Source organism: Lacticaseibacillus sp. 22 (genome assembly GCF_055413445.1).
Window position 1 is genome coordinate 42067 of record NZ_JBVAYD010000004.1, and the last position, 15045, is coordinate 57111.

Here is a 15045-nt window from a genome sequence, read left to right on the forward strand (position 1 = left end):
GAAAGCTTTGTTTGTTTTATGAGTTGATGACTAAGTAAATAATAACAACCAGTTTAGGCACGGGTCATGCGGCCTGAAACTGGCTGAATGTGATCTAAGCCATTATTTTTTTCGGTCTTCTTCTGTTTCTGGTGGAAAGGCCAAGACAGTTCCGCCGCCAAGGTTTTTGGTCATAGCGTGGAAGTTTGCAACAATTTTAAAATTAAGTTCTGACGCGTTCTGACGGTCTTGATCAGCGTAGTCAGTGATCGTCAAGAGTGCCGAATTTTCGTAGACTTTTTCGATTTTACCGGTAAAAGGGGCTTCCATGTCTTCTTTAACCTGACAGACCACCGCGTCACCAAGATGTAATTTTTCTTTTTCCATAATGCCTCCAACCTTTCCTGAATTCCCAACATAAGTGGCATACTATAACAACTGTTGCTCAATATCAAGGTACAAAAGGTGGAAAGTTTCAAAAAGTTAAAAATATTTATATGTTTTTTGAACTTAGGCGCTTGACTTCGATGAGTAAGGCACACCATAACGCGCCGGCTCGCGCTCTTCCACCAGTTTGCTTTCCAAAAGCAGGGGAAAAGTGGTTATAATGGAATAAAATAGAAAGGACGAAATTAGTCATGGCAACTAGCAACACAACGATTGATCAATTAAATGAAGCAGCACAAAAGACAGCGCTTGAGACTTTTGCTAAGTTTTACCTGAGTCGGTTCTTTGGTGACGGGCTCGATGTTTTTTCTCAACTAGATGAGCAAGGAGATTTGGCGGATATTAACCACTATCTTCTTGATAATCGCACGTTGACGCGTGAGGAGTTAACGAGTGGGTTACTGACACATCGTTCTGGCAACTTGTTGGATCTTTTGAAACAGGTCAATGTCACATTCAATGCTCAAGGGGCGCCGGAAACACCATGGGCTAAATGGTATGCCGATCAAATTGAAGGCTTGCCGCAAGGACTTTAATCAAGCGCATGAAGCTGGGTGCCATTAAGTAGCGCATTGTTTTCGGACGATTTTTAGATGGCAGGCAGATCAGGCTTAAATCAGCCATAGAGACGAATCCAGTTTCTATGGCTGATTTGGTATCATCAGCACTTTGATCTACAACGGCTAAACGGTAAGCAGCATGGTTTACAGACAAGAAAGGAACATTATGACGCAATATTTAATCGTCAGCGATATTGACGGGACATTGACTGCCAATCATCATGACGTGACCGAAAAGACAACGCAGGCAATCGCCAATGCAGTAACAGCCGGAGCAGCGTTTTACGTTGCGACGGGGCGCATGCATGCACTGGCAGAAGTGGTTGCCCATCAATTTCAACCTTATGCCAACATTATTGCGTCAAATGGTGCGGTTTATGACTTTTCCGGTGAGCGGGTCCATCACACATTGGGGGCGGCGGCGTTGACTGCGGTTGAAGAAGTGGCAACCGATCTTGGACTCAATGCGTTGTATTTCAGCGATGACACGGTTTATTTCACCGGAACCTTGCCGCCAGCGATTGAAGCAGCAGCGCGGCGGTTTGCACCGAGTTCAGTCGCGATCGAGGTGGTTGCCTTACCGTCAGCAGCGGCATTATTAACCCATGCTGCAACAATCACGAATGGCATTATTTTCGGACCGAGTGACTCACAGGCATTGGCAGCCGGTAAGACCGCATTAGAGGCACGCAACGTTTTGCATGTCTCTGCGTCTGAACACACGAATCTGGAATTGATTCCTCAGCATGTCGACAAAGCCAATGCCGTGCGTGAATTGCAGGCGAAAACCGGCATTGACGCTGCGCACACCATTGCTTTTGGCGATGGCTTGAACGACTTGGGTATGTTGCAAGCTGCCGGGATCAGTGTCGCAATGGGTAATGCTGTGCCTGAAGTGAAACGTGTTGCTCGGTATGTCACCGATACTAATGTGGATGACGGCGTGGCGAACTTTTTAACGGATTTTTTTGAGAAGTGAGCTTTTTCCGTAAAAAGTGGGGTTTCTGGTTGATTGTTAGCGAAACGTTTGCCACCATAGAGATGGTAAACGTTTTTATTTTGCGGTCGTTTGAGGAGGGCGTTAATGATGTATCATGCAGCAGCTGATCGTTATGAGAAAATGCCGGTTCGCCATGCTGGTAAGACAGGGTTGATGTTGCCGGTTATTTCGTTGGGATTGTGGCAGCATTATGGCAACTTGGATCCATTTGGCCCGCGACGTTCGGTGATTTTGGATGCGTTTGATCGTGGCGTTTTTCATTTTGATGTCGCTAATCATTATGGTAATGGTGATCGTGAACCGGGATTTGGCTCTAGTGAAAGGTTACTGGGGCAGATTCTGGCCACGGATTTAAAACCGTATCGGGACGAATTGGTGATTAGTACCAAGGTGGGTTATGAGATTCACCCTGGTCCATACGGTGTCGGGACGTCGCGTAAAGCAGTTATTCAAGGCTTGAATGATTCACTCAAGCGCTTGCAGTTGGATTATGTCGATATTTACTATGCCCACCGATTTGACGATACCGTGGCCTTGGAAGAGACGGTAAATGCGCTGGATCAAACGGTGCGTGACGGTAAGGCGTTGTATATTGGTATTTCCAACTATGATACGAAGCAGACCAAAGAAGCAATTGCGATGTTTAAAGATTTGCACACGCCTTTTGTACTGAATCAATACAGTTACAACATGTTTAATCGCACCGCTGAAACGTCCGGCTTGATCAATGCATTAAAAGCTGATGGTGCCGGGTTGATTGCATACGGACCGTTATCAGAAGGCTTGTTATCAGATCGCTACCTAAAGGGAATTCCGGATACTTTCAAAATCCATCCAACCAACAAGGCCACTTTTGCTAAGGGCAAAGAGGCTGTGGTTAAGCAACTAAATGCGCTTAATGAAATTGCGCATGATCGTGACCAAACCCTGAGTCAAATGGCCTTGGCGTGGTTGTTACGGGATCCGGTTGTCACAAGTGTGATCATTGGGACGACCTCAGTTGAACACCTTCAGGATAACCTTAAAGCAACGGAACATCTGACCTTTACTGCTGAAGAGATTCAACAAATTGATGATATTTTAAATGCTTAGTTGACGTTTGGCTGTAAAAGGCTAAGCGTAAGTATAAAAAACGGCTTCGGAGTGTTTTTTGACTCCGGAGCTGTTTTATTTTTGAGGAACAATGCTTGACAGGTGCTCTCAATCCACATGAAAAGCAGCAAGATGTGCCGCTAAATATTTTGCCGTTTCTCCATGACCTTGTTTGGCAATGGCTTGCGGCGTGCCGGCTGCCATGACGTGTCCGCCTTCTGCACCGCCTTTTGGTCCGAGGTCCAAGACGTAATCAGCGTTGGCAATAACATCTAAGTCGTGCTCAATGGCAATGACGGTGGCGCCGGTTTGTAACAGTCGCTGGAACACCGCCACAAGGGTCTGAACATCGAGCGGATGCAGACCGACTGAAGGTTCATCGAAGACAAAAAGCGTGTCTTTTTGCGAGCGTCCCATGTGGGCAACAAGTTTGAGGCGTTGCGCTTCACCACCGGATAACGTCGGCGTGCTTTCGCCAAGATGCAAATAGCCCAGGCCCATATCGTGCAAGGTTTGTAAGGTGTGGACGATGGTCGGTTCGTCCTTAAAAACGGTGAGTGCTGTGTCCACATCGAGGTCGAGTAAATCCGCAATGCTCCGCTCGTGCCATTTGATTTTCAACACTTCTGGATTGTAACGTCGGCCGTGGCAGGTGGGGCAGGTTTGTTGCATGTCCGGTAAATACTGGATGTCCAGATTGATAACCCCGGTGCCGCCACAGGTTGGGCAGGCGCCGGCTTTGACATTGTAAGAAAAATGGCTGCTGGTATAGTGCTTGGCCTTAGCAGCAGGTAAGCTGGCGAAAAGATGCCGCAAATGATCCAGAATATCGGTGTAGGTGGCGACCGTTGAGCGGACATTTTTGCCAACCGGCGTCGCGTCAATGGCGACCACATGCCGAATGCCACCGGTTTTTAGATCGCGGACAAACGTGGGAGCAGGCTGATCTTTGGTTGCGGAAAGTGCCGGCACTAGCGCATCGAAAATCAAGGTGGACTTGCCCGCACCGGAGAATCCGGACACCACCGAGAAACAATTAATCGGGAATTGGACGTTCAGATGATGAAGATTAAACCGATTCGTGACCGTGAGATGCAGTTGCTTGGCTTTGGCAATGGCCGCACTGCCGGCTTGTGGACGGACGATTAAAGGCGTTTTGCCAGTTAAAAACGGTGCGATTAACGACTTAGCATCGTGACTAATTTCGGCCGGACTGCCTTGATCAAGAATCTGGCCACCGTCAGCTCCGGCTCCGGGTCCGATTTCGATGATTTGATCGGCGGCATTGATGATGGCGGTATTGTGATCAACGACGACTAACGAATTGCCTTGATCGACCAAGCCATGCATGACTTCCAATAAACCGGCGACATTGGCAGCGTGCAAACCGATGGAAGGCTCATCAAGGACATAAAGAACGCCGGTTGTTTCGGTGCGCAAGGTGCGGCTAAGCTGAATGCGTTGCAATTCGCCGGTTGAAAGCGAAGCAGCGGCCCGACTCAGCGTGAGGTAACTTAAGCCTAGATCCATGATTGGTTTAAGCAGTTGGGTCAGCTCTTTGATAATATCGTGCGCCAAGGCTTGCATGTTAGCTGGCAGCCACTGGTAAATTTTCGGGATGAAAGCAGTTAGTTGTGTGAGCGTCATGTCGCTGACTTGGGCGATGTTTTGATCGACCAGATGCTGGGCTAACAGTTTGGGTGCGAATCGGCTGCCGTGGCAGGTCGGACAAACGCCGAATTCATAGAAACGATTTAACCGTTCAATTGCCCGTTCGTTTTTGGTGGTGGCTAGCGAATCTTCAACGGCATTAAAAGCATTTTCATATTGGGCGTGATCCATGTGGAAAATCTTGCCGGTTTTGCTTGGAATGTTGATCGCATACTTTTTGCGTTGGCCGTGCCAGACCTGTTCTTGCTGGTCTTCGGGTAAGTCTTGAAAAGGCGTGTCAATATCAATACCGATTGCTTGAGCCACATAAGGCATGAAGTTGCGTCCCGGAAGCCGCCATGATGCCACGGCGCCTTGGCGAATGGTCAAAGTTGGATCAGGGATGAGGCGATTGGCCGCAAGCGTCCGCGCCTGTCCCGTACCGCCACAGGTTGGGCAGGCACCCGTTGAGTTAAAAGCAAAATCTTCAGCCGCAAATGCCATAAAGTGGACACCGCATGTGGGACAGGTGATCATCCCCATGCCGCTTTCGCCATCATTAGGCAGATCCATCGCTTTGGCAATATCGAGTGTCGGTGGAACGCGGTGACCATTGGGACAAACAGGTGAGCCCAGGCGCGAAAACATGAGGCGAATGACGTTGAGGGCTTCAGTTGCGGTGCCGACTGTTGAGCGAATTCCCGGAACAACAGGCCGCTGTCTGAGCGCAATGGCACTGGGAATATGTTTGACCGAATCTGCCGCAGCCGGGCTGGTTTGGCCTAAGCGTCGGCGAGTATAAGTGGACAGCGTACTCATGTAGCGGCGCATGCCTTCTGCGTACAGCACGCCCATTGCCAGTGAGCTTTTACCGGAACCGGATCGGCCGGTGATCGCAACAAGCTTATTTAAGGGAATATCGACGTTGAGATGTTTCAAATTATTCACATACGCGCCCCGAACACTGATATGATCTGGAATTGCCATTGCAACACGCTCCTTTGGCAGACAAAACGTTTCGGTGAGTCAGTTTGAAAAGGCTGATGAGTTTATTGTAACGCAGCTGGGGAAGGGGGCAAATTTGGTTAGATTAGGTTAAGCGTCAACTTTTTCTTGGTTCTACTCCAATTAAGTGATTTCCGATACTCCGAGCTGGCTCCGCGGTGGCAGGATGGCGACCGCGCAGCTAGAGTGGTGGGCACGACTTTGAACCCGCAAAGTGCATGCGCGGTTTCAAAGCTCGGCCTTGGTCTAAAGCGGAGAAGCCCACTCCGCTTAAGACCAATTTCACCACTGAGCCCGCCACCGCTCCGCCAGCTCTTGTTTTCTATTTTTTACATACGAACAAAGTAACTTGGGGCACACAGCTGGGTTCGCAGTGTTGTCATTCGCCAGTAAGCATGGCGTCAAATTTATCGGAATATGCCAAAAAGCCTTACGCGGTGATGCGTAAGGCGTATGCGATTTTACAAATATGGGTGACGAACTATTCTTTTACCGTGACGCCGGTTGCCTGGCTGAGCAGTTTGATGAGTTTGAGGTATTTCTTTTCACCTAACTCATTGTACAGACGCTCGAGGTTGCCTAAATATTCCGGTCCCAAGTCTTCGACAGCCTTTTCGCCGGCTTCACTTAGTACGAGTTTGAAACTGCGGCAGTCTTCGGGATCGGGTTGCTTGTCGAGCAGGCCGCGTTCGAGCAGTGGACCGCTTGCTTTGGTAATGGCAGCCTTGGTGACATGCATTTCTTTGGCCAGATTCGTTGGTGTTCGAGGTGTCGAATCGGTTGCCATCCAAAAGAGCAGATTTTGTTGATTCAATGGAATGTCAGCCGTTGACACCGGTGAAAAAAGCCGATTAAATTGGTTGACCGACTGGCTGGCCGACAAATATTGCTTTTTCATCGTCATGTTCCCCCTTTTTTACATAACCTCTTTATACTTTAAGTATGAACTCTTGAGGTTAAGGGGCGCAACAATTAGGGCGGATAACTAGTTAAATTGTTCATGGCATCACATTAATTTTTGATGATTATCAGCTAAGGAGTGTTGAAGCGTGATTGACTGGCAAATATTGACGGTATATGCGCAAAAAGTTTCATCGCAGGATCATAGTGGACATGGCTTCGATCATATTGAACGGGTGGTGGCGAATGCAAAACAACTGGTTGCCAAAACAGCAGGCGTTGATGCAACGGTTGTCGTGGCTGCGGCAACCATGCATGATACTTATGACGATAAGTTGGTGGCAGATGTCGGCGCAGCAAAAGCAGCCGCACAGCAAGCGATGGCTACAGCTGGGTTGACGCAGGTGCAGATTCAGGCAGTGACAGAAATTATTGACCACATGTCGTTCAAAGCAAATTTAAGCAAGCATCAACCGTTATCAGTGGAAGGACAGTTGGTGCAAGATGCGGATCGGTTGGACGCGATTGGCGCGATCGGAATCGGGCGCGCGTTTATGTACGCCGGTGCGCATGGCGGTCGCATGTATGATCCGGCACTGGCGCCAAGAACGACCCTGACCGCAAGCAGCTACCGAGGAAAAGATAGCACGGTTATCAATCACTTTTATGAAAAGCTATTGAAGTTAAAGGATCAGCTCAATACATCGGCAGCCAGACAGCTTGCTGAGTATCGGCAGCAAGTGATGCTGTCATTTTTGGACGAATTTAAAGCAGAGTGGCAGGGGGAACGCTAATGGTGCGATTGTTTTTCTGAAAATGTAATGCTATTATTTGGGTATTCTAATCTTGCTCAGAAAAGACTCATAATTAAGTGGAAATTGGCTGCAACGCTTGGTGTTGGATGAAACATTGTCTGGCGATGAAGCGGTGTGCCTAATACGGACAGCATGGTGAAAACCATTATTTTCCAACTTTAAATGGGTGCTTTTAAAGGGGATGCAGCTGTGACGTTTCGACAATATCTTTTCCGGCTTAAGTGGCGGTTTGGCGTGTTTATCTTGATGTATGGGCTTGAAATTTCTGCGCTAACTGCTGTGTCAATTTTTACTGGGAATATGATTACTGCGTTGACCCAGTTTAAAGTAAATGCCTTTGTGACTGCTGCGATTGTGATGGTGGTAGCGACTATCTTTCAACTGGTGATGCAGACGCTGACCAATATTTATCAGGTGTCACTGCAACGGCGGCTCAATAATGACATTCGTACCGAAATAACAAAGAGCATTGCTGCGATGCCGTTTGAACAGTACCATGCGCGGTCGGATGCGGTGTATACCTCGTGGATGACCAACGATGTCAATACCATTAATACCCAGGGACTGCGCAATGTGGGCTATCTCATTCAGGCGAGCTGGCAAGTTGTGCTTAGTATTCTTGTGCTATTGACCTATCAAGCATCGTTATTTGCCACCACCTTGGTTTGTGCGGTGCTATTGATCACGGTTCCGATGATTTATCGTAAAAAGCTAAGCGCTGCGGCGGCAAAATGGAGTCAGGAAAACGAGAAACTGACCAATCGGATTACGGATATTCTTGAAGGCTTCAATACCTTATTTATGGCGAATCGGCGTCACGTCATGGTGGATCGGGTGTTTCATGCATCGAATGCGGCCGGACACGCACAAGTGGGGTACATTCAATTCAATATGGCCACGCAATTTTTGATCAATTTGGTGAATCTGGGCAGTCAACTTTTCTTGCTGATCCAAGCCGGATTGCTGGCGTATAACCGCGTGATTCCGGTTGGGGCGGTTGTCACGATTCATTCGGTGGCCGGGACGACTTTCAGTGGCTTAACCTTGATGAGTTTTGCCTTGACCACGGTTAAATCAGTCGCACCGATTTTTGATAAGTTTGCCAAAGCAATTCCAGCACCGCAAAAACCGAAAGTGCCAGTTAATGGTTTGGAGGAAGGTATTCATTTGCAGGATGTCACTTTCACCTATCCGCATCGCAAGGAGCCGGTACTTAATGATGTGACGATGACGTTGAAGGCAGGTAAGAAAATTGCCATTGTCGGACCATCCGGCCATGGGAAAACCACCTTGTTGCGACTGATTAGTGATGTATTAGCCGATTATCAAGGGCAAATCACGTGGGACGCCCAAAATTATCAGATGCTTGATCCGCGTTCTTTGCGGGATCAGATTACCTATATTGATCAGGCACCTTATATCTTCAACGACACCATTCGCTTTAACTTGACGCTGGGACAACAGGTAGCTGATGATGTGGTTCAGCATGCGATTGAAGCTGCGTGGCTGACAACGTTTATGGCGCAACAGGAACAGGGACTTGATACGGTCTTGGAACATAATGGGGCAGACTTGTCAGGCGGCCAAAAACAGCGGATTGCCTTGGCGCGCGGCCTCATTCGCCAAAGCCACGTGATCATCAGTGATGAAGGCACGGCGGCGCTTGATCCTAAGTCGGGACTCGCCATCGAAAAATTACTGGTGGCGTTACCCAAGACCACATTGATCATGGTGACCCATAACCTTCGTCCGGAGATTAAAGATCAGCTTGATCAGATTGTAACGGTTTGAACCCGTTGACGTTGCTAACAGCTTGAAATTTGCAGTTGGAAAATGGCTTGGTGCGATATTTTTCCAAAAAGGGCTTGCGGGGAATGGCGATTTAGTGTACATTAATTAGGCAGTTGTTTTTAAACAACCAAGTCATTTGCCGTCTTAGCTCAGTCGGTAGAGCGCATCCATGGTAAGGATGAGGTCGTCGGTTCAAGCCCGATAGACGGCTGCAAATGAAATGCCTGACAGATAGTTATCTGGTCGGGCTTTTTTTATTATAAGTTGCTAGCAATGTTGTGACATCGTTATCCGTCAGTCCAAGTGACTGCCTACGAAAGGATCGTTTATTTTGCAAATCCTCCGTTCCATCATTCAAATTTTTGGCGTTATTGTCGGTTTCTTGTTCTACTCTCTGGCCGAACTTGCACTTGTTCGCAGCGAACTAACCTGGGGGATGGTCGGTGCGATCGCGGCGTTTATCATTGCATTCGGGGCATTGATTGCCGCCTTGATGGTTTGTTACCGGCGTTTATATCGTCAGCAATCGCCTTTAAAAGTTGCCCATCCCGTTGCGGTCGTCTTGCAAGGCATCGGCTTACTGCTTTTGATTCAGGTGACGAATTCACTCATTATGCAATTAACCGATGCACCGTTGGCAGCAAATCAGAGTAATTTGATTAAACTGGTTCACACGTATCCATGGGGGATTAAATTGCTGGCGGTCGTCGGTGGTCCCATTGTCGAAGAATATTTATTCCGTGGTCTTTTGATGAATAGCTTTGGCTCATTGCAGAAACGTTCCTGGCAGTGGGTTAGCGTGTTGGTGAGTGCATTTGCATTTGGCTTTGCCCATGTGGCGGGGTCGCGCATTGACTACAATATTTTTATTTATGCCGCACTTGGCGCTGTCTTAGCCTGGACCTACCTGCGTACGCGGGACATGCGCTATTCAATCGGTTTGCACATACTGAATAACGCGACGATTTTATTGGTTTAAGCAGCGTGATCCTAGCAACCGATCATTGCCGCGTGAGCTTCCTTGGCTATGGGCAGATTCCGAATTGCTAAAAGCGTTAATGAATGTATAAAAGCCACCCATCATTGTTCTGCGATGGGTGGCTTTTATACGTTCCGGTCGGTTTATTCAAATTGGCAGTTCAATTCAGTGTGTAGAAAATACTTTCCTTCTGCTGTCAGATAAAGCGCTCGTTTGGTGTTGGGATCACGTTCAACAAAAGCTTGCTTTGAAAATGCATCAAAAATGGCATTACCCAAGGCACCACCGAGATGATGTTTTCGTTCGCTCCAGTCCAGACATTTAACGGTAAAGAGGCGTTTCTTTTTTTGGACGGTTTCAAGATCAATATTCAAATCCTTTTCAAAGAAGTTCAGACCATCCGGCGTGACTTGATATGCTTGAGGTTCTTCGCTAATGAGGTGATCAGCCAAGAGTTGATCGGTAATCAAAACGCCTATTTTTCCCGCCATATGGTCGTAGCAAGAACGGAAAGTCCGCATTTTATCAACCTTAAGGGCTCTGGTTAAGGTATGGGTTGACGCTGATGGTGAAAGTGGACTGAATTGTTCGATGAGTGCGGCAACCTGATCACTCACTAAGAAGAAATAGTGAAAGCGGCCGGATTTTTCCATTTTAACCCAACCATTGTTAATGAAGTTCTGTAAGTGATAACTGGCAGTTTGAGGTTGAATGTTGGCTTCGCGGGCTATTTCTAGAAGCGTGTGACCGCGTTTATCCATGAGACTGTCCAAAACTAGCATTTTTGAGTGATTGGACAAAGCGACTGCAATCTTGGTGATGTTAGGTAATTCTTTTGCCATGAAACGAACCTCTTTATCGGCGAATAATAACCGCACTTTAATTATTCCACATTTCGATGCGCATGGAAATGACTGCGCCCTAAAATTTAGAACAAGGGCGTTAGTTAAGCCCATGAAAAGCGATATTTGTTTCGCTAGTGGAGGTGTCCGGCTGTGAAAATTTTACAGGTTGAAAAAGTAGTTAAGCGTTATGGAAACTTTGAGGCAGTTAAAGGCATTTCACTGTCCTTGGATCGCGGGAAAACGTTAGCTGTCTTGGGACCTAATGGCGCTGGTAAATCGACAACTTTAAAAATGATTTATGCGACTACCGCCATTACTTCCGGAAAAATTTATATCAACGGGATCGATATTGTCAAACAACCTCGATTAGCTAAAAGGACGATTGGGGTGGTTATGCAAGATGACTTACTGGACACGACGCTGACCGTTAAAGAAAATATGATCGCTCATGGTATCTTATTTGATTTAACGGTTAAAACTGCAGCTGAAAAAGCAGAGCAATTGTTAAAGTTTGTTGGGTTGTCTCATTACCAAAATAAAGCAACAACCAGTCTGTCAGGAGGGATGCGTCGCCGCCTAGTCTTAGCGCGGGCGCTTATTAATGATCCCAAACTGATCATTCTGGATGAACCCACCACCGGGCTTGATATTCAATCAAGACATGTCTTTTGGCACCGAATCAATGATTTAAAAAAACGCGGTGTTTCCATTTTACTCACGTCACATTATGTTGATGAAATCGAGACGTTGGCGGACAACGTTATGATTATTGATCATGGCGTCGCTTTAGCAGAAGCTCCTGTTAAAGAACTTCCGCTAAAGTATGGTTATGCCACGCTGGAAGAGGCTTACTTGAAAATGACAAATTTTGATGAGGGGCGGGAAGATATTGAACAAACTCAAGATTAAAGGCATCGGTCATGTGATCTATCGTGATTGGATGAGCTTCAAGAAGTTGTTTAAAATCTCTATTTTTCCTAATCTGTTTGATCCGATCCTGTATTTGGTAGCGATGGGTTTGGGCTTAGGCAGTTTTGTTGGTCAAGTAGACGGGATGCCTTACTTGAAATTTATTACGTTAGGTTTGATTGCTGGGACGGCGATGAACGCGTCCAACAATGAAAGCACGGTTAATGCCTATATCCAGATGCATTTAGACAAAACATATTATGAAATGAGCACTGGTCCAATCAGCCTGCCGGATATCATTGTCGGTCAAGCTATTTGGGCTGGTATCCGGAGCGTCATCTTCGGTACACTATTTATGCTAGTGGCGCTACTGATGGGAACCATTAGCAGTTTTTGGGCAATGTTAATTCCAATGGTTTTGTTTATTACAGGTACCCTGTTTGGATTCTTGGGACTGGCTTTCACACTGATGGCACCCACCAGAGATTATCTGAACTATTACACGATGTTGGTTATTCAACCCATGTTTATGTTTTCAAATACGTTTTTCCCGTTGAATCATGTGGCCAGCTGGTTGAAACAGGTTGGCTGGTTTTCGCCGTTAACCCATGCGGTGGGCCTAATTCGCGGATTAGCTGATGGTAATTTGAGTGGTCAATTGGCTAATCTGGTTTGGTTGTTCGTTGTATTGTTACTAATTGCGCTAATTCCAATCAACTTGGTCGAAAAAAAGCTTGTTTATTAAATTGATGGTCGTCCTGGTGGCAAGTAACAAGTCGATAGGCGTTGGCATCAGCGAAAGGTTGATTTACCAGCGCTTTTTTTCTGAGGCTAATATTCGATTCATGAATATTAACGATGCAAAAGATTCATTTGGTTGATGTTAGCTGTTCTTGTTAGACTGGGGAGCATGTGATTGATTATGCGTTTGCTGGCGTAGGAATCGGAGTGTGGGGACCTTGGGTGCAATGGTCAAGGTGCGGCCAGTGCGTTTAAGGCTGCTTGCACTCCGATCCGTAAGCTTGCCAGCTTACGCTCATAACGCGCTCACCGGTGCAGGGATCTGCGTGTAAGGACCTTGGTCGCAATGGTCAAAGCCCGACCATCACGCCCAAGGCCGCTTACACTCCGATCCCTAAGCGCGCCGGTTCGCGCTCAGGAGGATGTTATGCGTAATTTTTTAAAGCAGGTACCGTTACCCATGGCGGGGTTGACGTTGGGGTTGGCTTCGTTGGGGAATTTGTATAAATTAGCTGGTTGGCAGTTGGTTGGTGATTTGACTGGGATCGTAGCGGGGTTGTTGTTTGGGTTGGTTTTGCTGAAGCTTTGTTTGACGCCGCTTCATGCTGCTGGTAGTTTGCAGGATCCGATTATTGCTTCGGTTTCGCCAACTTTTTCAATGACGCTGATGATCTTGTGCACTTATTTTGTTGCTTGGGGGATGCCGTTGCCGGTTGCGACGATTGTTTGGCTGATGGCGGTGGCGATTCACTTTGGGTTGATGATTTTCTTTGTTTTGCGGCATTTGATTCCACAGCCGAAAGCATGGCAGATGATTTATCCGAGCTGGTTTGTCACGTTTGTTGGCTTGGGTGTGATTCCGGTGACCAGCAGTCAATTTGTACCGGCGCTAGGTCAGCCGCTTTTCTGGATGGCGTTGGTGATTTATGTTGCCTTGTTTCCGTTTGTGCTTCACCGGTTACGGCATGTGCCTTTGCCCGAAGCGACTCAGCCATTATTAACCATTATGGCAGCCCCGGACTCGCTGTGTCTGACCGGTTATCTGGCCAGTTTTGACCATCCTAACTTCTGGCTGGCAACGGGGATGCTGATTTTTGCGCAGAGTTTATATTTCATTACGTTGGTTAGTATTCGGCAGTATACGCGGTTGTCGTTTTATCCAAGTTTTGCGGCCTTCACTTTCCCTTTGGTCATTTCCGCCACCGCATTGACCAAATATATTGCGGCTTTTGCCCAGAATGGCACAGTGCATGATCTGATGAGTGTCCTGCAATGGGGTGAGTGGATCGCGGCAACGCTGATGCTAGTCTTTGTAACCGGTCATTATCTGCATTTTCTGCGGCGGATTCGAAAAGGGATTAAGGCTGCTGCTCAAGACGCGCAGAAGGTTATTGAATAGTCGAAAAGGCGATGAGACAGCTTTTGTGACGTTTTTTCTGCCTTTAAACAGCATAAATCCAGCGCATCATTTTGTTGCTAATTTAGCCAGATCAATAATCTTATCCAGCATCGCTTGCTTATGCGGCCAGTGAGTACTCGGTTTCTGCAGCAGATAAAAATGCCGTTGAAACTTTTTCCCGATGGCTTGCTGCGGGGCGTCAGGCGGAGCGATGCGATCGGATAATAGCGCCTGCCCCACGCCATTTTGGACCAAGGCCCGCAGCATAGCGTTGTTATTAACGGTCATCAGGTGTTTGGGTGTGATGCCGGTTGTTTGTAGGTAAGCAGTTGTGTAATAGCGCATGCCGGAACCTTCTTCGCGGGTGATCCAGGTACCGGTGGGCCAGCCCGAGACCGTGAGCTGATCGGAACACAAGGTCGTTCTGATAGCGCCTTTAAGTGTCAGTGGCTGTTCAATAAAGCCGAGATCAAGGCGCCGCGATTCCAGCTGATTCACAACCTGGAGGGAATTTAAGACGGCTACATCGAATTGTAGGTAGGGAAAAGCAGCCTTCAAATCGCGCGCTAAGCTAGGAAACAGCACGGCCGCGACACTTTGGGATATGCCAATATGCAAGGTGACCGTGGTTGTCGCCGTGCTGTTTTGCAGTGCTTGTTTGGTTTTGTCCCATTCGGCTAACATGTTGCCGCTAAAATCGTACAGAATATCAGCTGCGGTAGTTGGCACGGTGGCGCTGCGCTTGTTGCGTTCAAAAAGTGTGACATTGAGTTCGTGTTCAAGCTGCTGAATGTGGTGGGAGACGGTGGGTTGACTCGTAAAAAGATGCTCAGCCGCCAATGAAAAACTGCGCGTTTCATAGACAGCCATGAAGGTGCGTAATAAGTTACACAATCAAATGGCCTCCGGAGTTTGTATTAAGTTTTTAAATTA

At 47.4% G+C, this 15045-nt stretch carries 14 protein-coding genes and 1 tRNA gene; 10 read left to right on the forward strand and 5 right to left on the reverse strand.

Annotated elements, in window-relative coordinates:
* Nucleotides 1–102 precede the first annotated feature (102 nt).
* The gene (locus ACWP87_RS03270) at nucleotides 103–366 is read right to left on the reverse strand and encodes a hypothetical protein (RefSeq protein WP_005690917.1); all 264 of its coding nucleotides are present in this window, start codon (nucleotides 364–366) and stop codon (nucleotides 103–105) included.
* 251 nt (nucleotides 367–617) lie between these two features.
* Here ACWP87_RS03270 and ACWP87_RS03275 point away from each other — a divergent pair, with 251 nt between their 5' ends.
* The 3 genes from ACWP87_RS03275 (at nucleotide 618) to ACWP87_RS03285 (ending at nucleotide 3078) form a co-directional block, all read left to right on the forward strand.
* Nucleotides 618–962 (forward strand): hypothetical protein, encoded by a 345-nt coding sequence (locus ACWP87_RS03275; RefSeq protein ID WP_005685172.1) that lies wholly within the window; start codon nucleotides 618–620, stop codon nucleotides 960–962.
* A 190-nt stretch (nucleotides 963–1152) separates the two neighbouring features.
* Nucleotides 1153–1965, forward strand: a complete 813-nt coding sequence (locus tag ACWP87_RS03280) for a Cof-type HAD-IIB family hydrolase (protein WP_005717288.1) — start codon at nucleotides 1153–1155, stop codon at nucleotides 1963–1965.
* A gap of 108 nt (nucleotides 1966–2073) precedes the next feature.
* The gene (locus ACWP87_RS03285; protein WP_005717289.1) at nucleotides 2074–3078 is read left to right on the forward strand and encodes an aldo/keto reductase; all 1005 of its coding nucleotides are present in this window, start codon (nucleotides 2074–2076) and stop codon (nucleotides 3076–3078) included.
* Nucleotides 3079–3186: 108 nt separating this feature from the next.
* On the opposite strand, the gene ACWP87_RS03290 is transcribed toward ACWP87_RS03285, so the two are convergent.
* Together ACWP87_RS03290 and ACWP87_RS03295 are read right to left on the reverse strand one after the other, a co-directional pair.
* Nucleotides 3187–5715, reverse strand: coding sequence for an excinuclease ABC subunit UvrA (locus ACWP87_RS03290; RefSeq protein ID WP_014570153.1), 2529 nt, complete (start codon nucleotides 5713–5715; stop codon nucleotides 3187–3189).
* Between the two features lie 499 nt (nucleotides 5716–6214).
* Nucleotides 6215–6631: a MarR family transcriptional regulator gene (locus ACWP87_RS03295; RefSeq protein ID WP_005714141.1), complete on the reverse strand. Its 417-nt coding sequence runs from the start codon at nucleotides 6629–6631 to the stop codon at nucleotides 6215–6217.
* Nucleotides 6632–6782: 151 nt separating this feature from the next.
* Here ACWP87_RS03295 and ACWP87_RS03300 point away from each other — a divergent pair, with 151 nt between their 5' ends.
* The 4 genes from ACWP87_RS03300 to ACWP87_RS03315 all read left to right on the forward strand — a co-directional run bounded on the left by ACWP87_RS03300 (nucleotide 6783) and on the right by ACWP87_RS03315 (nucleotide 10218).
* The gene (locus tag ACWP87_RS03300; RefSeq protein WP_005717291.1) at nucleotides 6783–7427 is read left to right on the forward strand and encodes an HD domain-containing protein; all 645 of its coding nucleotides are present in this window, start codon (nucleotides 6783–6785) and stop codon (nucleotides 7425–7427) included.
* 210 nt (nucleotides 7428–7637) lie between these two features.
* Nucleotides 7638–9239 (forward strand): ABC transporter ATP-binding protein, encoded by a 1602-nt coding sequence (locus ACWP87_RS03305; RefSeq protein WP_029944053.1) that lies wholly within the window; start codon nucleotides 7638–7640, stop codon nucleotides 9237–9239.
* A gap of 138 nt (nucleotides 9240–9377) precedes the next feature.
* Nucleotides 9378–9450, forward strand: a tRNA-Thr gene (locus ACWP87_RS03310).
* A 120-nt stretch (nucleotides 9451–9570) separates the two neighbouring features.
* Complete coding sequence (locus ACWP87_RS03315) at nucleotides 9571–10218, forward strand: CPBP family intramembrane glutamic endopeptidase (RefSeq protein WP_005717293.1); 648 nt, start codon at nucleotides 9571–9573, stop codon at nucleotides 10216–10218.
* Between the two features lie 143 nt (nucleotides 10219–10361).
* Here ACWP87_RS03315 and ACWP87_RS03320 read toward each other — a convergent pair whose 3' ends face one another.
* Nucleotides 10362–11060, reverse strand: a complete 699-nt coding sequence (locus ACWP87_RS03320; protein WP_005685185.1) for an ArsR/SmtB family transcription factor — start codon at nucleotides 11058–11060, stop codon at nucleotides 10362–10364.
* Between the two features lie 153 nt (nucleotides 11061–11213).
* On the opposite strand from ACWP87_RS03320, the gene ACWP87_RS03325 reads away from it, so the two are divergent.
* From ACWP87_RS03325 to ACWP87_RS03335, 3 genes are all read left to right on the forward strand, one after another.
* Nucleotides 11214–11972 carry an ABC transporter ATP-binding protein gene (locus tag ACWP87_RS03325; RefSeq protein ID WP_005716755.1) on the forward strand — a complete coding sequence of 253 codons (759 nt, stop codon included), beginning with the start codon at nucleotides 11214–11216 and terminating at the stop codon, nucleotides 11970–11972.
* Complete coding sequence (locus ACWP87_RS03330) at nucleotides 11953–12717, forward strand: ABC transporter permease (protein WP_005716754.1); 765 nt, start codon at nucleotides 11953–11955, stop codon at nucleotides 12715–12717. Before ACWP87_RS03325 ends, ACWP87_RS03330 begins: the two co-directional genes overlap by 20 nt.
* Before the next feature lie 423 nt (nucleotides 12718–13140).
* Nucleotides 13141–14112 (forward strand): TDT family transporter, encoded by a 972-nt coding sequence (locus ACWP87_RS03335; RefSeq protein WP_015765077.1) that lies wholly within the window; start codon nucleotides 13141–13143, stop codon nucleotides 14110–14112.
* 66 nt (nucleotides 14113–14178) lie between these two features.
* Here the strand turns inward: ACWP87_RS03335 and ACWP87_RS03340 are convergent, their stop codons facing one another.
* Nucleotides 14179–15006, reverse strand: coding sequence for a LysR family transcriptional regulator (locus tag ACWP87_RS03340; protein WP_014570150.1), 828 nt, complete (start codon nucleotides 15004–15006; stop codon nucleotides 14179–14181).
* Between the last annotated feature and the right edge of the window lie 39 nt (nucleotides 15007–15045).